18 protein-coding genes and 1 pseudogene are annotated in these 20,317 nt (G+C 68.1%); 11 read left to right on the forward strand and 8 right to left on the reverse strand.

Annotated features, from left to right (window positions below; translation table 11 throughout):
* Positions 1–14: 14 nt before the first annotated feature.
* Positions 15–1,541 (reverse strand): CoA-acylating methylmalonate-semialdehyde dehydrogenase, encoded by a 1,527-nt coding sequence (locus tag VXM69_RS06720; RefSeq protein ID WP_034185893.1) that lies wholly within the window; start codon positions 1,539–1,541, stop codon positions 15–17.
* A gap of 112 nt (positions 1,542–1,653) precedes the next feature.
* Complete coding sequence (locus VXM69_RS06725; protein WP_367189189.1) at positions 1,654–2,973, reverse strand: MFS transporter; 1,320 nt, start codon at positions 2,971–2,973, stop codon at positions 1,654–1,656.
* 160 nt (positions 2,974–3,133) lie between these two features.
* Here VXM69_RS06725 and VXM69_RS06730 point away from each other — a divergent pair, with 160 nt between their 5' ends.
* Both VXM69_RS06730 and VXM69_RS06735 read left to right on the forward strand, forming a co-directional pair.
* Positions 3,134–4,093, forward strand: a complete 960-nt coding sequence (locus tag VXM69_RS06730) for a LysR family transcriptional regulator (protein ID WP_049034419.1) — start codon at positions 3,134–3,136, stop codon at positions 4,091–4,093.
* Between the two features lie 109 nt (positions 4,094–4,202).
* Positions 4,203–4,994, forward strand: coding sequence for a uracil permease (locus VXM69_RS06735; protein ID WP_301742954.1), 792 nt, complete (start codon positions 4,203–4,205; stop codon positions 4,992–4,994).
* 232 nt (positions 4,995–5,226) lie between these two features.
* On the opposite strand, the gene VXM69_RS06740 is transcribed toward VXM69_RS06735, so the two are convergent.
* Entirely contained in the window at positions 5,227–5,949 is a 723-nt protein-coding gene (locus VXM69_RS06740) for a haloacid dehalogenase type II (RefSeq protein ID WP_367189190.1), read from the reverse strand.
* 412 nt (positions 5,950–6,361) lie between these two features.
* Between VXM69_RS06740 and VXM69_RS06745 the strand changes: the two genes are divergently transcribed.
* The gene (locus VXM69_RS06745; RefSeq protein ID WP_069705076.1) at positions 6,362–8,608 is read left to right on the forward strand and encodes an EAL domain-containing protein; all 2,247 of its coding nucleotides are present in this window, start codon (positions 6,362–6,364) and stop codon (positions 8,606–8,608) included.
* Positions 8,609–8,621: 13 nt separating this feature from the next.
* Here VXM69_RS06745 and VXM69_RS06750 read toward each other — a convergent pair whose 3' ends face one another.
* Entirely contained in the window at positions 8,622–9,686 is a 1,065-nt protein-coding gene (locus VXM69_RS06750; RefSeq protein ID WP_034185899.1) for a diguanylate cyclase, read from the reverse strand.
* Positions 9,687–9,741: 55 nt separating this feature from the next.
* Complete coding sequence (locus VXM69_RS06755) at positions 9,742–10,746, reverse strand: chemotaxis response regulator protein-glutamate methylesterase (protein WP_034185900.1); 1,005 nt, start codon at positions 10,744–10,746, stop codon at positions 9,742–9,744.
* A gap of 48 nt (positions 10,747–10,794) precedes the next feature.
* On the opposite strand from VXM69_RS06755, the gene VXM69_RS06760 reads away from it, so the two are divergent.
* Both VXM69_RS06760 and VXM69_RS06765 read left to right on the forward strand, forming a co-directional pair.
* Positions 10,795–10,977 carry a hypothetical protein gene (locus tag VXM69_RS06760; RefSeq protein WP_156444790.1) on the forward strand — a complete coding sequence of 61 codons (183 nt, stop codon included), beginning with the start codon at positions 10,795–10,797 and terminating at the stop codon, positions 10,975–10,977.
* 115 nt (positions 10,978–11,092) lie between these two features.
* Entirely contained in the window at positions 11,093–11,521 is a 429-nt protein-coding gene (locus tag VXM69_RS06765) for a hypothetical protein (protein WP_034185990.1), read from the forward strand.
* 58 nt (positions 11,522–11,579) lie between these two features.
* On the opposite strand, the gene VXM69_RS06770 is transcribed toward VXM69_RS06765, so the two are convergent.
* A complete protein-coding gene (locus VXM69_RS06770) occupies positions 11,580–11,804 on the reverse strand; it encodes a hypothetical protein (protein ID WP_034185901.1) in 225 nt (74 codons plus the stop codon).
* A 269-nt stretch (positions 11,805–12,073) separates the two neighbouring features.
* On the opposite strand from VXM69_RS06770, the gene VXM69_RS06775 reads away from it, so the two are divergent.
* From VXM69_RS06775 to VXM69_RS06795, 5 genes and pseudogenes are all read left to right on the forward strand, one after another.
* Positions 12,074–12,763, forward strand: a complete 690-nt coding sequence (locus VXM69_RS06775; protein WP_049035857.1) for a DUF969 domain-containing protein — start codon at positions 12,074–12,076, stop codon at positions 12,761–12,763.
* The gene (locus VXM69_RS06780; RefSeq protein WP_034185903.1) at positions 12,760–13,710 is read left to right on the forward strand and encodes a DUF979 domain-containing protein; all 951 of its coding nucleotides are present in this window, start codon (positions 12,760–12,762) and stop codon (positions 13,708–13,710) included. Before VXM69_RS06775 ends, VXM69_RS06780 begins: the two co-directional genes overlap by 4 nt.
* A gap of 19 nt (positions 13,711–13,729) precedes the next feature.
* Positions 13,730–14,752 (forward strand): DUF2891 domain-containing protein, encoded by a 1,023-nt coding sequence (locus VXM69_RS06785; RefSeq protein ID WP_069705078.1) that lies wholly within the window; start codon positions 13,730–13,732, stop codon positions 14,750–14,752.
* A 115-nt stretch (positions 14,753–14,867) separates the two neighbouring features.
* Complete coding sequence (locus tag VXM69_RS06790; RefSeq protein WP_034185905.1) at positions 14,868–15,191, forward strand: hypothetical protein; 324 nt, start codon at positions 14,868–14,870, stop codon at positions 15,189–15,191.
* Positions 15,192–15,223: 32 nt separating this feature from the next.
* A pseudogene (locus VXM69_RS06795) lies at positions 15,224–15,478 on the forward strand (aldehyde dehydrogenase family protein); the annotation flags it as partial.
* Between the two features lie 42 nt (positions 15,479–15,520).
* Here the strand turns inward: VXM69_RS06795 and VXM69_RS06800 are convergent.
* Positions 15,521–17,770, reverse strand: a complete 2,250-nt coding sequence (locus tag VXM69_RS06800; RefSeq protein ID WP_367189191.1) for a TonB-dependent receptor — start codon at positions 17,768–17,770, stop codon at positions 15,521–15,523.
* Between the two features lie 323 nt (positions 17,771–18,093).
* Here VXM69_RS06800 and VXM69_RS06805 point away from each other — a divergent pair, with 323 nt between their 5' ends.
* The gene (locus tag VXM69_RS06805; RefSeq protein WP_049028893.1) at positions 18,094–19,158 is read left to right on the forward strand and encodes an asparaginase; all 1,065 of its coding nucleotides are present in this window, start codon (positions 18,094–18,096) and stop codon (positions 19,156–19,158) included.
* A gap of 101 nt (positions 19,159–19,259) precedes the next feature.
* Here the strand turns inward: VXM69_RS06805 and VXM69_RS06810 are convergent, their stop codons facing one another.
* Positions 19,260–20,234: a LysR family transcriptional regulator gene (locus tag VXM69_RS06810; RefSeq protein WP_034185909.1), complete on the reverse strand. Its 975-nt coding sequence runs from the start codon at positions 20,232–20,234 to the stop codon at positions 19,260–19,262.
* Positions 20,235–20,317 lie beyond the last annotated feature (83 nt).

Here is a 20,317-nt window from a genome sequence, read left to right on the forward strand (position 1 = left end):
GTGCAGGCTCCCGGTCAACGCAGCGCGATCGTCGTGTTCACGCCGCCGGCCGTCGCGTCGTCGTCGAACCAGCGCGCGGTGACCGTCTTGGTCTGCGTGTAGAACTGCACGACCTGCTTGCCGTACGGCCCGAGATCGCCGAGCTTCGAGCCGCGCGAACCGGTGAAGCTGAAGTAGGGCACCGGCACCGGGATCGGGATGTTGATGCCGACCTGGCCGATGTCGATCTCGCTCTGGAACTTGCGCGCGGCCGCGCCGCTCTGCGTGAACAGGCCCACGCCGTTGCCCATCGGGTTGCGGTTGACGAGCGCGATCGCGTCGTCGAGCGTGTCGGCTTCGAGCACGACCACCACCGGCCCGAAGATTTCTTCCGTATAGATCGACATGTCGGTCGTCACGCCCGAGAAGATCGTCGGGCCGACGAAGTTGCCCTGCTCGTAGCCGGGCACCTTCACGTCGCGGCCGTCGAGTTCGAGCTTCGCGCCGGCCTTCACGCCTGCTTCGATCAGCGCGGTGATGCGCGCATGCGCGGCCTTCGACACGACCGGGCCGACATCGGTGCCCGGTTCGTGGCCCGCATTGACCTTCAGCGCCTTCGCCTTCTCGACGAGCTCGGGCAGCCAGTCGCGCGCCTTGCCGACCAGCACGACGACCGACGTCGCCATGCAGCGCTGGCCGGCCGCGCCGAAGCCCGCGCCGACGAGCGCGTTGATCGACTGCTCGCGGTGCGCATCGGGCAGCACGACCGCGTGGTTCTTCGCGCCCATCATCGACTGCACGCGCTTGCCGTGCTGGCTGCCGAGGTTGTACACGTGCGTGCCGACGCGCGTCGAGCCGACGAACGAGATCGCCTTGATGTCCGGATGCGTGCACAGGCGGTCGACCACCGTCTTGCCGCCGTGCACGACGTTCAGCACGCCTTGCGGCACGCCGGCCTCGATCGCGAGTTCGACGAGCTGCATCGTCGACAGCGGGTCCTGCTCCGACGGCTTCAGCACGAACGTGTTGCCGCAGACGATCGCCATCGGGAACATCCACAGCGGGATCATCCCGGGGAAGTTGAACGGCGTGATGCCCGCGCACACGCCGATCGGCTGGCGCAGCGTATACGTGTCGACGCCGCCCGCGACGTTCTCCGCGAACTCGCCCTGCTGCAGCGTGCCGATCGAGCATGCATGCTCGACGACTTCGAGGCCGCGGAAGATGTCGCCCTGCGCGTCGGGCAGCGTCTTGCCTTGCTCGGCGGTCAGCGTATGCGCGATCCGTTCGAGATTGCGGCGCACGAGATCCTGGAATTTCAGCATGATGCGCAGCCGCGCACCGATCGGCGTCGTCTTCCAGGTCTGGAACGCGCGCTGCGCGGACGCGATCGCGGCATCGACCTCGTCGAGCGTCGCGTACGGCACGCGGCCGATCGTTTCCTGCGTCGCGGGGTTGACGATGTCGCCCCATTCGGCGCTTCGCGAGTCGACGAACGCGCCGTCGATCAGCAGCTTGGCGGTGGGCAGGGCGAGGGTGGTCTGGGGAACTGCGGCGTTCATGGAACTCTCCGGAAAACGGTGGGGCGATGACAAAGGGCGCCTGCTTCCGCCGCGCGTGCACGCACGGCGGAGCACAGGACGAAAGGGGTTCGACTGGCGGCCGGCGGCAGGCTCAGGTGCGCGCCGGACGCATCAATGCGGTACACACGAGCGCGAATACGCCGAAGCCGACGAGGTACGCGATCACGTAGTGCGGCTGGCCGCCGCCGGCCTTGAGCAGCGACGTCGCGATCATCGGCGCGAAGCCGCCGCCGATCACGCCGGCCAGCTGCACCGACAGCGAGATGCCGCTGTAGCGGATTTCCGCCGGGAACTGCTGCGCGAACAGCAGCGATTCCGGCGCATAGAGGATCGGGAACACGACGCCGAGGCCGAGCACGATCGCCCACCACGCATACGACGTCTGCTGCGTGCCGAGCATCATGAAGAACGGCGCGGCGAACGCGCACATCAGCACGAGGCCGATCGCGAACATCCGGCGCTGGCCGATGTGGTCGCTCAGGTGGCCGCACAGCGGCATCGTGACGAGCGACAGCGCGGCGCCGGCCGTGATCGCGTGCAGCATCTCCGCCTTCGGCAGATGCAGCTGCTGCGTCGCGTAAGCGAGCGCGAACGTGACGACCATGTAGAACCACGTGTTCTCGGCGGCGCGTGCGCCGACGATCGTCAGCACTTCACGCGGATGGCGGCGCAGCGCGGCCGTCACCGGCGACTTCTCGGCCTTGCCCTGGCGCTGCATCTTCTCGAAGTCGGGCGATTCGGGCACTTTCGCGCGGATGAACCAGCCGAGGCCGACGAGCGCGATGCTCGCGAGGAACGGCACGCGCCAGCCCCACGACAGCATGTCGGCTTCCGGCAGCGCGGCGACCGCGGCCATCGCGACCGACGACAGGATCAGGCCGAGCCCGACGCCCGTCTGCGGCAGGCTGCCGAACAGCCCCTTGCGGCCCTTCGGCGCGTGTTCGACGGCCATCAGCACCGCGCCGCCCCATTCGCCGCCGACCGCCATGCCCTGCAGGAAGCGCATCGCGATCAGCAGCGCGGCGGCCCAGTAGCCGATGCGGTCGTACGACGGGATCAGCCCGATGATCATGCTCGGCACGCCCATCAGCAGCAGCGTGATCATCAGCATCGACTTGCGGCCGATGCGGTCGCCGAAGTGGCCGAACACGATGCCGCCCATCGGCCGGCCGATGAAGCCGACCGCGAACGTGCCGAATGCGGCGAGCGTGCCTACGACGGGGTCCAGCGACGGGAAGAAGATGCGGTTGAACACGAGCGCGGCGGCCGTGCCGTAGAGGAAGAAGTCGTACCACTCGATCGTCGTGCCGGCCATGCTGGCCCAGCCGGCCAGCAGGTAGTGCTTCGCGGTGCGCTCGGGCGCCGGCGTCGCGATGGTCGCATGCTCATCGAGGGTGGATCGGGTCTGCATGGTGTCTCCGGTTTTATTGCCTGCAGCTCATGGTCCGCAGGTCAGGGTCGAGTATAGTTATGCGCGGATTCATCATGTACCGATAAAGAAACCGGTTGGATGTGCATTTATGCATATCGACGGCCGGCCCCCGAGACGCCAGCCCCTTTTCCCCTCGCCGATGCGACATGCCACCGAGCCGGTTTCCGGCAACCTGAACTGGGACGACCTGCGGTTCTTCCTCGAAGTCGCGCGCACGCAGCGCGCGAGCGGCGCCGCGAAGCGGCTCGGCGTCGATTACACGACCGTCGCGCGGCGCGTGCGCGCGCTCGAGGCGGCGATGGGCACGCTGCTGTTCGACAAGTCGCGCTCCGGCGGCTTCACGCTGACGGCCGAGGGGCAGCGGCTCGTCGCGTATGCGGACGCGATGGAGACGACCGTGCAGTCCGCGTGCGACCAGATCGCGAACACGGGCGAGGCGCTGTCGGGCCACGTGCGGATCGGGTCGACCGAAGGGTTCGGCTGCTTCTTCCTCGCGCCGCAGCTCGCGCAGTTTCGCGCCGAACATCCGCACGTGACGGTCGACCTGCTGCCCGTACCGCATTTCGTCAACCTGCCCAAGCGCGAGGCCGATCTCGCGATCACGCTCGAGCGGCCCGAGCGCGGGCCTTACGTGGTCACGAAGCTGTGCGACTACCGGTTGCGGCTCTATGCGACGCGCGACTACCTCGCGCACCACGCGCCGATCACGTGCACGGACGATCTCGCGCGGCACACGTTCATCAGCTACGTCGACGATCTCGCGTTCAGCAACGAGCTGCTGTACCTGGATCGCGCGGTGCCGGGCGCGACGGCCGGGCTGCGCACGACGAGCGTGATCGCGCAGTACTTCGCGGCGCTGCAAGGCGGCGGGCTCGCGATCCTGCCGTGCTTCATGGCGGCCACGCAGCCGGCGCTCGTGCCGGTGCTGCCGGACGATGTCGTCGTCACGCGGTGTTTCTGGCTGACGTGCCGCGAGGATCTGCGCAAGCTGCGGCGCGTGACCGCGCTGTGGGATTACCTGCGCGCGGCGGCGGACGCGAATCGCGCGCTGCTGTCGGGCGAAGCGGGGACGTTGAAATTCGTCGGCGAGGCGGAATAGCGACGCGCGTGCTCGCTCGTCGAGATGGCGACGGCGGCGACGTGATCGGCATCGATGGAAAAACGGCCGGCGGTAATCGGGCCGGCTCGCGGGAGAAAGGGGAGGGCAGATGGCTTTGACGCATGCGGGCAAGGTTTTCGTGGTGTGTGTGGCCGTATTCGGCGTGGCGGCGTACTGGCTCGCCGCGCGCATGGTGCGCCGCCAGACCGGCGGCAAGCGCGGGGCTGGCGGCGCGGTCGCGTTCTGGTGGCTCGTGTGTTTTTGCCTGGTGTCGCTGTTTTTCCCGTTCGCGTACTGGATCGGCGACGAACTCCGCGAACTGGCGGTGTCGCCGAAATACGAGGCGACCGTCGTGTCCTACCAGTCCGAGTGGGACACCTGCGAGCGGCGCGACAGCAGCGGGCGCACCGAGCGCTACCGGTGCATCATGTACACGTCGATCCTGGAAGCCGTGATGCCGGATGGCAAGCGGGTCGTGCTGCCGGGCAACGTCCGCTCGGGCGGCATGCCGGAGATCGGCGAGAAGATCGATGTCGTGTTGCCGGCCGGGGCGACGCAACTGCATGAACGCAGCGTGCGCAGTATCGGCCTGCTGGCCGGTGGGGCGTTGATGGTCGCGATCATCGGGTATTTCGTCTACCTGATCGCGGCGTACGGCGCGGGAAAGAACATCGACGGTGCGGCGCGCTTTGGCATGGCTGCGGTGATGAACGGGCTCGTGCCGCTCGGCGCGCTGCTGATGGAAATCGGGTTCCTGAGCGTGCCTTACCGCTACTGGGCGCACGGGAACCCGGAGCAATGGCCGGTGTGGGTGCTGGCGCTTTGCATGGTGTTCGCGCTGGCGCTGCTGCCGTTGCTGCTGATCTATGCGCGGACTGCATGGCGCGCGGTGGTGAAGTAACGGAGGCGGGGTGACGTCGGGTGAGCACCGTGCTCAGCGCGCGAGGGGCTTCAGGCCGGTGTGGCGGATCTGCCTGTGGATCCCGCCGACGCCGGCCCGCCGGTATGCGGCGCGCAACTCGCGGCGCCGCACGATCGCGGCATAGGGGCGTGCCGTGCAACCGGCACTCGACCCGGGCACTCGACCCGGGCACTCGACCCGGGCACTCGACCCGGGCACTCGACCCGGGCACTCAACCCGGGCACTCGAGCCGGTCCGCGAGTTCGTTCAGGTCCCTGACGTCGAAATCCCACGCGTCGTCGGCCTGCAGGTCGGTCGTCTGGCCGGGCCCGTGCTCGGTCGGCCGCAGCACGAATGCGGTCGACAGCCCCTGCTGGCGCGCGGCCGCGAGATCGCCGTTGTGCGCCGCGACCAGGCACAGCTCGGCGGGCGCGAGGCCGAGAAGGTCGACGGTGTCGGTGTACACCTGCGGCGACGGCTTGTACGCGCGAACGACTTCCGCGCCGAGGATCGCATCCCAAGGCAGCCCCGCGCGCTTCGCGACGTCGACCATCAGCCGGATGTTGCCGTTCGACAGCGGCGCGATGATGAAGCGCCGCTTCAGCCGGTGCAGCGCCGCGACCGCGTCGGGCCACGGGTCGAGGCTGTGCCATGCGAGGTTGAGCGTGTCGATGTCCGCGTCGGGCACGCCGTCGATGCCGAAACGGTCGAGCGTGCGGACCAGGTTTTCGCGATGCAGCACGTCGAGCCGCACGTAGCGGCGGCGACCGCTGCGGATTTCTTCCATCGACGGCGAGTATTCGGCGCGCCAGGCATCGGCGAACACGAACGGGTCGAGGGTCGGCGCGTGGCGCTCCAGGAACGCGGCGGCGCCGCGTGCGACACCACTTCTCCAGTCGACGATCGTTCCGAAGACATCGAAAACGAGCGCCTTGATTTCGGCAGGGTTCGTCATGGTGATCCAGTGAAGGTCGTTCGATGAGGGTACCTATCGCCGGGCCGCCGGAATGCGCGACGCCGGTTCCGTCGACATTGAATCACGGATACGAAAACGCGGTCTGGCCGGCCGCGATGCTGTCCGATAGCAGCCGGCACGACCGACGATGCCCGAGGCGTTCGCAGACGCGCGAACCTTTCGGAAGGCTGACCGCCGGCCGCGAACGGCATCGCGACCGAGCGTAACCCCTGATGCACACGGACGCGCGGGGCGTCCCGTATTGGTGTTAAATATATTTCGGCGCACCCTGGCTCGGTGCGCGAAAACGGGGCGCATCGGGCATCGGCGTAAACCCGGAGCGAAAACGGCACGAAGGATCGATAACGAATCGGGCGCATCAGACCCGATCGGACAGACGGCAGGATTCATCTTGAATACCGAACCGCAGAGCTCTCGTTACAGCCTCGGTCTCGCGGCGGAAGTACTCGCGTCCGAGCAAAGCGTGCTGAGGCTGATCACGCGCAATACACCGCTGCCGGAACTGTTGGTCGAGGTCTGTCGGCGCGCCGAGACTTTGCTCGGCGATGGCGCGTCATGCACGATCCTGCTGCTCGATGCCGACGGCATGCACGTGCGCGTCGGCGCCGCGCCGTCGCTGCCCGCGCAGTACAGCGCCGCGATCGACGGCGCGACGATCGGCCCCGCGGCCGGCTCGTGCGGCACGGCGATGTACGAGCGCCGGATGGTCGCCGTCGAGGACATCGAAACCGATCCGCTGTGGGCCGACTACCGTGGCGTCGCGTTGCCGCTGGGTCTGCGCGCATGCTGGTCGGTGCCGTTCGTCGACGACGCGGGTGCCGTGCTCGGCGCGTTCGCCGTCTATCACCGCCGGCCGCGGCGGCCCAGCGACGAGGAAACCGAACTGTTGCGCGACATCGGCAACAGCGTCGGCCTCGCGGTACACCAGGACCGGATCGCGCGGCAGCTCGCGCGCAGCGAGGAACATCACCGGCTCGTCGTCAACAGCCTGAACGAAGGCATCCTCGTCGTATCGCGCGACGGCATCGTGATCGCGAGCAACCCGAGCGCGAGCCGGATGCTGCGCGTGAAGGGCGATCTCGTCGGCCGCCGGCTGTCGACCCTGATCCCGCGCAAGCTGCGCGAGGACGGCACGCCGATTGCGCCGCACGACTGGCCGAGCCGGCGTGCGCTCGAGACGGCCACGCCGATGCTCGACTACACGGTCGGCTTCGGCCTCGCGGACGGCGACATCATCTGGGTGCGCGGCAACGCGGTGCCGATCGTGCGGCCGGGCGAGACGCAGGCCGATTCGGTGCTCGTGTCGTTCAACGACATCGGCCCCGTGCGCGAAGCGCAGCAGCAACTGCGCTACCTGGCGACGCGCGATGCGCTGACGGGCCTCTACAACCGCCGCTGGCTCGCCGAGCGCATGCGCGAGCTGTTCGGCGGGCACGATGCGGGCCGGCCGGCACGCGTCGCGATCCTGTTCATCGATCTCGTCGGGTTCAAGAAGGTCAACGACACGGCCGGGCACGACGCGGGCGACGCGCTGCTGCGCAGCGTCGCGGCGCGGCTCGCGGCCTGCGCGGGCGGTCGCTACGCGCTGACGCGCGTGGGCGGCGACGAGTTCGTGATCCTCGTCGACGACTGCGACGATCCCGAGCGCCTCGCGGTGCTGGCGCGAGAGGTGATCGACGCGATCGCGAAGCCGTTCGCGATCGCGAACAACGAGTACTGGCTCGGCGTGTCGATCGGGATCAGCGTCGCGCCGCGCGACGGTGACGATGCGGTCACGCTGATGCGCAACGCCGATTCGGCGATGTACGACGCGAAGCAGCGGGGCCGCAATCACTTCACGTTCTTCACCGCGCAGCTCAACCTGCGGCTGCAGCGCCGCTTCGCGGTCGAGCAGTCGCTGCGGCGCGCGCTGACGTCGGACATGCTGCGGCTCGCGTACCAGCCCGTCGTCGACGCGCGCAGCGGCCGCACGGTCGGCGCCGAAGCGCTGCTGCGCTGGACCAGCCCCGAACTCGGGCCGATGTCGCCGGCGGAATTCATCCCGGTCGCGGAAGATACGGGGCTGATCGTCGCGATCGGCCAGTGGGTGCTCGAAACGGCCTGCAGGCAGATGGCCGAGTGGCGCCGCACGATCGCGCCGGACCTGATGCTGGCCGTCAACCTGTCGCCGCGGCAGTTTCACGAAGGGCTCGTCGAGTCGGTCGGCCGCTGTCTCGCGCAAACGCGGCTCGATCCGTCCGCGCTCGAGCTCGAGATTACCGAAGGACTGCTGATGAATGACACGGATACCGTGCTGCCGATGCTCGAAGCGCTCACCGACATGAACGTGCGGATCTCGGTCGACGATTTCGGCACCGGCTATTCGTCGCTCGCTTACCTGAAGCGTTTCCCGCTGCACAACCTGAAGGTCGACCGCTCGTTCGTGTCGGGCGTGCCCGATCACCACGACTCGGTCGCGATCACGCAGGCCGTCGTCGCGATGGCGCATTCGCTCGGCATGAAGGTGACGGCGGAGGGCGTCGAGACGCAGGCGCAATCGTGGTTCCTGCAGCAGATCGGCTGCGACATGCAGCAGGGCTACCTGTTCAGCCGCCCGCTGGACCCGAACGACTACGCGCGCCGGCTCGGCGCCGCGTAAACGGACGGGCGGCTCAGTCGCGTGGCACGCCGAACCCGCCGGCGCCGGGCGGCGGCGGCGACGAATCGATCTCGACGCGGTTCTTGCCTTCGTGTTTCGCGCGGTACAACGCACGGTCGGCCGCCTCGATCAGCACGGTCGTCGGCAGGCCGGGCGTGGGCACGATGCTCGCGCCGCCGATGCTGATCGTCACGGTGTTGCCGGTCGACGAATGCGCGTGCCGCAGTTGCAGCGCCTCGACCGCGAGCCGGATCTTCTCGCCGAGCAGCCGCGCGGCGCCCGGCGACGTGGCCGGCATCACCACCGCGAACTCCTCGCCGCCGAAGCGCGCGGCGAGATCGCCCGATTGCCCGAGGCAGCGCTCGATGGTCGACGCGATCTGCTTGAGCACGCTGTCGCCCGACACGTGTCCGTACGTGTCGTTGTACAGCTTGAAATTGTCGACGTCGATCATCAGCAGCGACAGCTCGCTGCGCTCGCGCGTGCCGCGGCGCCATTCTGCCGCCAGGTATTCGTCGAGATAGCGCCGGTTCGACAGCCCGGTCAGGCCGTCGGAATGCGTGAGACGCCGCAGTTCGAGATTGGCCTCGAGCAGTTGCTGCTGCGATTGCCGCAGCGCGCGATAGGCCTCGTCGCGCTGCAGCAGGTTCATGTACGAGCGCGAATGGTAGCGGATGCGCGCGACGAGCTCGATGCGGTCGGGCAGCTTCACGAGATAGTCGTTCGCGCCGGCCGCGAACGCGGCGCTCTTGATCACGGGTTCTTCCTGCGTCGACAGCACGATGATCGGCACGTCGCGTGTCGCCGCGTTCGCGCGGTACGACTTCACGAGGCTCAGCCCGTCGATGCCGGGCATCACGAGGTCCTGCAGGATCACGGTCGGCCGCGTTTCGATCGCGGTGGTCAGCGCGTCGTCCGAGCGCGGGCAGTAGTGGAAGTCGATGCCTTCCTCGTCGACGAGCGCGCGCCGGACGGCTTCCGCGACGATCGTCTGGTCGTCGACCAGCAGCACCATGGCCGGCACGTCGGCGCTCGGCGTGGTTGGGCTGCCCGGCGGGCGGGTCAGGTCGCTAGTCATGTTCGATGCGGTGTGTTGCGAGGGCAGGCATGGGTGTTGCGCGGGTTCATCGGGCTCAGATCCGGGCGAGCGCCGCCAGCTCGCCCGCGATGCGGCCGAGCGGCAGGATCGCGCGCGCCGCGCCGAGCGTCGCGGCCGCCTTCGGCATGCCGTATACCGCGCTGGTCGCCTCGTCCTGCGCGATCGTATGGTAGCCCTTCATCCGCAGCGCCTTCAGGCCGATCGCGCCGTCGCGTCCCATTCCCGTGAGCAGCACGCCGATCACGCGGCCGGACCAGTGCTCGGTCAGGCTGTTGAAGAACACGTCGACCGACGGACGATACGGCGTCGCGGCCGGCTCGCGCGTGTATTCGAGCGTGCCGGCGCGGGTGATGCGCAGGTGGTCGTCGGTCGCGGCGAGCAGCGCGACGCCCGGTTGCGGGCGGTCGCCTTCGCGCGCGACGCGCACGGTGAGCGGCGTCTGGCCGTCGAGCCATTGCGCCATGCCTTCCGCGAACGCGCGGTCCACGTGCTGCACGATCACGATCGGCGCGTTGAAATCCGCCGGCAGGCCGCCGAGGATCGATGCGAGCGCGCCCGGGCCGCCGGCCGACGCACCGATCGCGATCAGCGGACCGCCGCCGGCGCGCGCGGCCGTACCGGCGAGGCGCGTGCCGTCCGGCGCGTCGAGCAGCCGGCCGATCTGATCGATCTTCGCGAGCAGGAGTGCCGTCGTGTCGCCGGCCGCGCCGGCGCCGAGCCGCGGCGTATCGACCGCGTCGAGCGCGCCGGCGCCCATCGCCTCGAACACGCGCCACGCATTCGCGCCGATGCAGCTCGTCACGATCAGGATCGCGCACGGTCGTTCGGATCGCATGATCCGCCGCGTCGCTTCGATCCCGTCGAACTTCGGCATGATCAGGTCCATCAGCACGACGTCGGGCGGCTGCGCGGCGCACAGTTCGACGGCCTGCGCGCCGTCGGTCGCGACCCACAGCACGCGGTGCTCGGGTCGTCGCGCGATCGCGCGGCGCATCGCCTCGACGGCAAGCGGGAGGTCGTTGACGATGCCGATGTTCACAAGCGGAATGCTCCGGTCGGTTCGTAGTGTTGGAGATGGGCCGGGTTCATGGAAAGCATGGCCTGTCCGGCGCCGCCGAACGGCATCGGCGGGCGGACGGCACGGAATTCTTTTCGGTTGGCGACGCCCGCATGCTGTCATGCGGCGCGAGCGGCGGCAATCGAAAAATTCGCGCATGGCGCCGTTTCAGTGTTTTTGCTCTATGACGGTGCGGTGTTTTCCGGCGCCTGAGGGCGGCGGCCCGGTGCCGGCCGTGCATGTCGGGGCGACGGATCGTGCCGACGCGCCGTGCGGAAGCCGGCATGTTACCGTGCCGGCGTCGACAAAAAAGAAAGAGGAGAGCCTGATGACCGTGCCCGATACCGTACTCGTCAGCCGCGACCCGTACGCACCGATCGTCATCGAGCGGGCCGGCCGGTTGCTGTACCGGATCTTCATCGAGAGCGGACATGCGTCGTTCTGCCGCGATTTTCCGGTCGAGCCGGACGCGGTGCGCGTGCTGCGCGACGACGCCGAGCGCTACTATTTCCTGTTCGCGGCACTTCACCATCCGTACCAGCTGAGCGCGACGAACCTGTCCGACGCGGAGCGCGCGCGCTATTTCAGCACCATCCTGTTTGCCGGCCGCGACGAGGTCGAAGCCTTCATGACGGAACTGGACCGCGCCAGTCACGGCGCGCTCGCCAACCTGCTGAGGATCTTCACGCAAGCCGACTACCGGCAACTGCGCGCGGGCCGGTGGTTCGGCATGGGCGCGGGCACGCCGGCCGCGTAGCGGGCCGGATCGGCCACACCGGGCTGCCGGCCGCACGAGCCGATGCGCGGCCGCGCCGTCAATGGCTGCGCGCGTAGCCCTGGATCAGCGCGCGCATCATCCCCTCGACCGTCGCGTCGCGCAGGTCGCTTTCCTGCTCGGCTTCCTCGACGAGCGCGGCATAGGCCGTCGCGAGCGTCACGCGGTCGACTTCGTGGCGTTGCTCCATCAGCGTCACCATCCCGTCCTTCGCCAGATGAGCGGAGAACGCGCGGCTGCCGATGGTCTGGAATACGTCAATCATGGCGGCTCTCCCGTCCGTTGCCGATGCTTTCCAGTTTAGTCGGCGGCCATGGGCTCCGCCACGCGCGCCGGCCGCCCGATTCCTCCGATGAAATACCGCCGACACAGGGTGCGTGCACGGTGTTCGCCGGTTTCAACGTTTACCCGAATCTGTAATTTGTCGACTTTTTATCGATAAAGTCTCGTGTTAGATTGCGCCGTCCGAGCCCGGTCGAAACCGGGCGGGCAGCGCGTTGCCTGGGTGCCGCGCATCCGACACAAGGAGGGGAAATGCTGGTGCTGATTGGGGTGCCGATCGTGGTGATCGGTTTCGCGCTGCGCTTCAACGCGCTGCTGGTGGTCACGATCGCGGGGCTCGCGACCGGGCTGGCGGGCGGCCTGAATCTGGTCGACATCGTCAGCGCATTCGGCAAGGCGTTCACCGAAAACCGCTACATGGGGCTGATCTGGCTGACGCTGCCGGTGATCGCGCTGCTCGAGCGCAACGGGCTCAAGGAGCAGGCGCGGCAGATGATCTCGCGCGTGCAGGCGGCGACCACGGGCCGCGTGCTGATGCTGTACTTCGTGCTGCGCCAGGCCACGGCCGCGCTCGGCCTCACGTCGCTCGGCGGCCATGCGCAGATGGTGCGGCCGCTGATCGCGCCGATGGCCGAAGCCGCCGCCGTCAACCGGCACGGCGAGCTGCCCGACGCGGTGCGCCAGCAGATCCGCGCGCATGCGTCGGGCGCCGACAACGTCGCCGTGTTCTTCGGCGAGGACATCTTCATCGCGATCCAGTCGATCCTGCTGATCAAGGGCTTTCTCGAGCAGAACGGCATCGCGATCGAGCCGCTGCACCTGTCGGTATGGGCGATCCCGACCGCGATCGCCGCGCTGCTGATCCATTGCACGCGCCTCGCGCTGCTCGACCGCCGGCTGACGCGCGGCTTCGGCCTGGTGAAGCAGGAGGGCGCGCGATGATCGGCCTCGAATCGCTGTACACGCTCGCGGGGCTGATGTTCGCCGCGTTCGCGTACTTCAACCTGACGGATCGCACGAACCCGCGCCGCGTCGTCAATTTCGCGTTCTGGGCGATCTACGCGGTCACGTTCCTGCTCGGCGCGCGGCTGCCGCACTTCGTGACGGGCTGCCTCGCGATCGCGCTGGCGGTGATCGCCGGCTCCGGCAAGCTCGGGCGCGGCAAGTCCGACGAAGCCGGCGACGCGGCGGCCGCGCGGCGCGAGACGCTCGCGCGGCGTTTCGGCAACCGGCTGTTCCTGCCCGCGCTGCTGATTCCGGTCGTCACGCTGATCGGCACGTTCGCGCTGAAGCTCGTGCCGTTCGTCGAACCGAAGAGCGTGACGCTGATTTCGCTCGTGCTCGGCACGATCGTCGCGTTCGTCGTCGCGCTCGCGATGCTGCGCGATTCGCCCGTGCATGCGCTGAAGGAAGCGCGTCATACGATGGACGCGGTCGGCTGGGCCGCGATCCTGCCGCAGATGCTCGCGGCGCTCGGCGCGCTGTTCGCGGTCGCGGGCGTCGGCGGCGTGGTGTCGGGGCTCGTGAAGGACTGGGTGCCGATCGATTCGCCGTTCGCGGTGGTGGCGGCCTACACGGTCGGCATGGCGCTGTTCACGATGATCATGGGCAACGGCTTTGCCGCGTTCCCGGTGATGACGGCCGGCATCGGCCTGCCGTTGATCGTCCACCAGTTCCACGGCAACCCGGCGATCGTCGGCGCGATCGGGATGCTGAGCGGTTTCTGCGGTACGCTGATGACGCCGATGGCCGCGAACTTCAACATCGTGCCGGCGGCGCTGCTCGAACTGAAGGACAAGAACGGCGTGATCAAGGCGCAGTGGCCGACCGCCGTGCTGCTGCTCGCCGTGAACACGCTGCTGATGTATGCGTTCGCATTCCGCTTCTGATTCGATGGACGAGACCCTCATGACCGACCGACTCACCCCCGAACTCGCGTCGAAATTCGCGTCACTCGCGCTCGCGCACCTGACCCGCGAATATCCGAACAAGCTCACGCATGCGCTCGCAGGCCCGCACGACGTGCAGGCGCCGCGCGCGCTGCACCCGATCTTCTACGGCAGCTACGATTGGCATTCGTGCGTGCACGGCTACTGGCTCGTGCTGCGCGTGCTCGAACGCTATCCGGCGTTGCCGGAGGCCGAGCGCATCGTCGCGACCGTCGATGCGCATTTCACCGACGCGAACGTCGCCGGCGAGCGCGCGTATCTCGCGCTGCCGCACAACAGCGGCTTCGAGCGGCCGTACGGCTGGGCGTGGCTGCTCGCGCTGTCGGCGCAGCTCGAGCGGCTCGCGCTGAAGGGCGCGCTGCCGCAGGCCGCGCGCTGGGCGAAGACGATCGCGCCGCTCACCGACCTGTTCGTGTCGCGCTTCGAGACCTTCCTGCCGAAGGCGACCTATCCGCTGCGCGTGGGCACGCACTTCAACACCGCGTTCGCGCTGGCGCTCACGCTCGACTTCGCGCGCGACACGCAGCGCGACGGGCTCGCGGCGATGATCGTCGATACCGCGAAACGCTGGCACCTGAACGACGTCGCGTGCCAGGCGTGGGAGCCGTCGGGCGACGAATTCCTGTCGCCCGCGCTGATGGAGGCCGAGCTGATGCGGCGCGTGCTGCCGGCCGCCGAATTCGACGGCTGGTTCGCGCGCTTCCTGCCCGATCTCGCGCGCGGCGAGCCGGCGACGCTGTTCGAGCCGGCGACGGTCAGCGACCGCAGCGACGGCAAGATCGCGCACCTCGACGGGCTGAACCTGAGCCGCGCGTGGTGCCAGCGCGCGCTGGCCGGCGCGCTGCCGGAGGGCGATGCGCGGCGCGTGAAGCTGCTCGACGCGGCCGACCGGCATCTCGCGAGCGCGCTCGCGCACGTGGCCGGCGACTACATGGGCGAGCACTGGCTCGCGACGTTCGCATTGCTCGCGCTGGACGCGTAGCGCGCGAAACCCCGCCGGCGGCAAGGTCTTCGGCGCGCGGCTATACTCGCCGCTCGGGCCGATTTGCGCAGCATGCGTTGCGCGAATCGGCTCTCCGCCAGTTCGCCGCCTCGCCATGGACAAGCTCATTTCCTACGTCGCCGCGATCCACGGGCTCGCGGGCCCGGTGTCGATCGTGTCGCATGTCACGTCGCACGACCGCTGGACCGACGACGACGTCGAGGTCACGCGCGACGAAACCGAATACCGCTTCGACAACGGCGCGATCGTGCGCCGCTCGGTCGAGCAGGACCGCGCGCCATCCGATCTGCTGTGCGCCGAATGCTGGATCGACTACGACGTGCTCCACCATCCCGATGCGCAACCGATCAGCCCGTCGCGGCTGACGTTCGACAACGCGTGCCGCGAAACCTTCTGGCTGCGCTACCACCTCGCGTGAACGGGTGTCCGGCCGACACCGGCGCTTCGCGCATCGACGAAGCGATCCGGATGTCGAACGGCACCGGCCATGCGCTGTCGTTGGTGTGCACGAACCGCTTCCACCACATCACGCGCTTCGTCACCGAGCTGGAAGTCGGCAGCATGAACGTGCGCGACGTGCCGGGCTCGCGGCTCGAACCGACACCGTTCGGCGGCGTGAAGGATTCGGGGCTCGGGTACGAGGAAGGCGTGCAGGAAGCGATGAAGCGCTTCACGAACGTGAAGACGCATTCGCTGCCGCGGTGAGCAGGGCGGGGCAGGGCGCATCGCGCCCGCCCGCCTGCGGCGTCATTGATAGAAGTTGAGCGTGACCATCGCCGAGCGGCCCGGCGCCCACGTCGCGTAGATCGGGTACGCGCTCGCGTAATACTTCTTGTCGAACAGGTTCTGCACGTTCAGCTGCACGTCCATCGTCTTGTTCACGCGCCACGTCGCGGCCGCGTCGAAGCGCGCATAGCCGGGCGTCCACTTCTTCACGGTCGGCGACACCGATGCATAGGTCTTGCTCATCACCGTCGCGCCCGCGCCGAGCGTCAGCTTCGGCATCACGTCGTAGCTCGTCCACAGCGTGAAGCTGTGCTTCGGCACCATCACCATCGGCAGGCCCGAGCCGCCCGGATTGCCGGGGCCCGCATCGACCGTCACCGCATTCAGGTACGTGTAGCCGCCGAACACGTGCCACTTGTCGGTCACGTTGCCGGCGAAACCCAGCTCGGCGCCGCGCACGCGCTGCTTGCCCGCGTTGATCGTGTGGCCGAGGCCGTCGCTGACCTGCGCGTTGGTCTTCTCGGTGTCGAACAGCGCGGACGTCAGCGACAGTTGCTGGTCGATCACGTCCCACTTCGCGCCGACCTCGATGTTGCGCGTGCGCTCGGGCGACAGGTTCTGGTTGTTCGCGGTGATCTGGTCGGTGCCGCCGCCGAGGCCGCCGTTCGAACCGGGCGGGTTCGACGACGTGCCGTACGACGCATACAGGCTCACGGTGCGCACCGGCTTGTACACGAGGCCGAACTGGTAGCTGAACAGGTTCGACGTGTTCGACAGGTCGGCGGCGCCGGCCTGTTTCGCGGTCAGGTCGTAGCGGTCGAAGCGCAGCCCCGCGTTGAACAGCCACTGCTCGGTCAGCTTCACCGTATCGAACAGGTACGCCGACGCGGTGGTCGTGCGCGTGTTGGTGGTCGCGCCGGGGAAACCCTTGTCGCCGTTCAGCACGATGTTGCCGGTCCACGGCATGTTCGGGTTCCAGCCGCCGGAAATCGGCGCGCAGAACGCGGGCGACGTGACGCAAATATCGCCGGTGCGCAGGTTCGTGCCCGATGCATCCGTGACGAGGTAGCCCTCGTAGCGGTTCTGCTCCTGGCTGAATTCCACGCCGGCGGTCATCGTATGCTGCATGCCGAACAGGTTGGCGCGGCCGGTGATCTCGGTCTGGTTCGCGATGCCGTTCGTCGCGTACTTGCCGCTCTTGGCCTGCATGCCGAGCCGGTCCGGATACCGGGTCGAGATCTGCGGATTCGTCGCCACGTAATCGAGCGTCGTGCGCCCGAACATCGTCGTGTTCTTCAGTTTCCAGTCGTCGTTGAGCTTGTGCTCGACGCGTACTTCGCCGGTGTCGGTCTGCCCGTAGCGGTAATCGCGCGTGTTCAGCCCGAAGAACTGACCGCGGTCGGTCGGCACCGGCGTGCCGCCCGACGCGCGGAACGGCACGCTGAAGTCCGGCATGTCGTACGCGTTCATGTGGTAGTAGCTGACCGTGACCGTGGTCGGCGTGTTCAGCCCGAACACGATCGATGGCGCGACGCCCCAGCGCTTGTTGTACACGTCGTTGCGGCCGGCCTGGTTCGCGTCGTGACCCATCACGTTTAGCCGCACGGCCGTCGTGTCGTTGATCTTGCGGTTCGCGTCGACCGTCGCGCGCTTGTAGCCGTCGGTGCCGAAGCCGATGCTGCTGTTGATGAAATTGTCGTTCTTCGGCGTCTTCGTGACGATGTCGACGCTGCCGCCCACCGAGCCGCGGCCCGCATAGACCGAATCGGGGCCCTTGATCACGCTGATCTGCTCGACCGCGAACGTCTCGCGGTTCTGCAGCCCGGAGTCGCGCATCCCGTCGACGAAGATCGAGTTGCGCGATTCGAAGCCGCGGATCACCGGGCGGTCGGCCGACGGGTTCGCGGCCGCGTCGCCGCCGAGGAACGTGATGCCGGGCACCGAGCGCAGTGCGTCCGCGAACGACGTGACGTTCTTTTCCTTGATCAGCTGCTCGGGGATCACCGTGACCGAGCGCGGCGTATCGAGCAGCGGCGCGGTGAACTTGTACGACGGCGAGCGCTTCACCTGCATGTCCGACAGCGCGGACGACTGGACCGCGATCGTCGGCAGCGTCGCCGGTGCGTCGGCGGCCGGCGCGGGCCGGTCGGCGGCAGGGGCGGGAACGGTAGCGGGTGCGGTTGCGGCGGAAGCGAGCAGCGGTGTCAGGAAAACGGAGCAGGTCAGCGCCGACACGAGGGCACGAGGCCTCGTCTTGAACTGGGCGGGCATATCGGGAAGCAGCGGAAGGTTCGGTGATCGGGTGCGTTTTCTCGATGTGGGCCGCACGGGCCGAAACATCGGAAGATGTCAATGTAAATGCGTATGATTCGCGTTTGCGGTCGCAATTGTACGGATTGGCATCAAATATGTAAACGATCGAAGGGTTGTTGTACGTATCCGGTCAGGCTTTCGTGGGGGCGCGATCACCTTTGCGTCGCGTGCAACACCGCTTTCCATCGTCGGGACGGCGCGCGGCGGCAGCGACTCGCTACACTGCCGTACCGGTTGGACGGGCCCCGGCAATCAGGCCCCGAGCAAGGAGACAAGACACGATGGAGACCCCACGCGCAGCGGTTGTCACATACCGCGGCAACGCGATCGAGAACACGCACGTCGCCCATGTGGCGGTGGTCGATGCACGCGGCAGGCTGCTGGCCCGATTCGGCGATCCGTTCCGGATGACGCTGGCGCGGTCGGCCGCCAAGCCGGCGCAGGCGCTGTCGGTGATCGAGACGGGCGCGCCGGAGCGCTTCGGTTTCGACGATGCGGACATCGCGCTGATGTGCGCGTCGCACAGCAGCGAGGAGCGTCACATCGAACGGACGCGGGCGATGCTCGCGAAGGTGGCCGCGCACGAATCGGACCTGCGTTGCGGCGGCCATCCGCCGCTGTCCGAGGCGGTGTACCGATCGTGGATCAAGCGCGACTACACGCCGACCGGCGTGTGCAGCAACTGTTCGGGCAAGCATGTCGGGATGCTGGCGGGCGCGCGGGCGATCGGCGCGCCGATCGCCGACTACCATCTGCCCGACCATCCGATGCAGGTGCGCGTGAAGCATGGGGTGGCCGATGCATGCGGGTTGCGCGACGACGAGGTCGACTGGGGCATCGACGGGTGCAACCTGCCGACGCCGGCGTTCCCGCTGGATCGCCTCGCGCGTCTTTACGCGTCGCTGGCCGACGGTGCGGACGCGGTGGAAGCGGGCGGCGGCGCGCTCACCGATCGGGTCCGCGCGCTGGCGCGTATCCATCGTGCGATGACGGCCTATCCGGAACTCGTCGCGGGCGACGGGCGCTATTGCACGGTGCTGATGAACGCGTTCGACGGGCAGGTGGTCGGCAAGCTCGGCGCCGATGCGTGCTATGGGATCGGCGTGCGCGCCTCGGAACGCACGCGGCAGCTCGGCGCGGATGGCGCGCTCGGCATCTCGGTGAAGATCGAGGACGGCAATCTCGACGTGCTCTACATGGTCGTCAGCGAAATCCTCGAGCGGCTGCGGATCGGCACGGACGCGCAGCGCGCGCAACTGGCCGGCTTCCACCGGCCGCGGATGCTCAACACGCAGGGCGTCGAGTTCGGGCACGCCACGTTCCCGTTCGAATTGCAGGCGGTCTGAGCGGCGCGGATGCGCCGCTGCCGACGGCCCGCGACCCGGGCCGTGCGCGGCGGCGGGCACATGCCTGCCGGCCGGCGCCGACGTGAACGCGGGCGCGGGCGCTACGTGCGCGCGCCGCGAATCTTCGCCAGCTCCAGCGCCGACAGCTCGCCGATCTGCGCGAGGTGTTCCGCGAGAAAGTCCTTCAGCACGCGCAGCTTCGCCGAGCTGCGCCGGTTCGCCAGATACGCGATGTAGATGTATTCGCCGGTCAGCCGGTTCTGCAGCCGGTAGCGCGGCAGCACGGCTTCGAGCCGGCCGCTCGCGAGCAGGTCGCGCACCAGCCAGATCTCGAACTCCGCGATGCCGAGCCCCGCGCAGGTCGCTTCGAGCAGCAACTCGGAATGATCGGTGACGAGATTGCCGGCCGGCAGCACGCTGTGCCGGGCGTTGCCGTTCACGAAATCCCAGCGCGGATCGCCTTCCGGATGCACGTAACGCAGGCAGTTGTGGTGCTTCAGGTCGTCCGGTGACGCCGGGCGGCCGCAGCGGTCGAGATAGCCGGGTGTCGCGCACAGGATGCTGTCGTTGCGCGACAGCCGGTGGACGACCAGGTTGTCCAGGTAATTCTCGCCTTCGTGAATGTCGAGATCGTAGCCGCCGGCCACGAGGTCGTTGTGGTTGTCGGTGAGCCGCACGTCGAGCTGGATGGTCGGATAGCGCGCGAGAAACGGCGCGACCAGCGGCGCGAGATGGCGGCGGCCGAACGCGACCGGCGCGGTGAGCTTCAGCGGGCCGCTCGGCTGCGCATTCAGCTCGGCGACGACGCGCAGCGTGTCGTCGAGATCGGCGATCAGCGTGACCGCGCGTTCCAGGTAGATATGGCCGGCCTCGGTGAGCGTCACGCTGTGCGTCGAACGATGCAGTAGCGCGACGCCGAGTGCGTCCTCGATCGCCGTCACCTTGCGCGCGACGGTCGACGTCGACACGTGCATCTCCTTCGCGACCGCCGAAAAACTCCCCGTTTCGACCACTCTCACGAACGCACGCATCGCGCCCAGGTGATCGATGCCGGTTTCTCTCGCGCCTTTTTTCATTCGCTTCTCGCTGTTGCGTCCCACGCAAAACCGCTTTCGATAATACAGAAGCGAGCTTGTTTTTGCAAAGGCATAGAATGCGA

This window comes from Burkholderia sp. Ed8, assembly GCF_040761425.1.
Classification (GTDB): domain Bacteria; phylum Pseudomonadota; class Gammaproteobacteria; order Burkholderiales; family Burkholderiaceae; genus Burkholderia; species Burkholderia seminalis.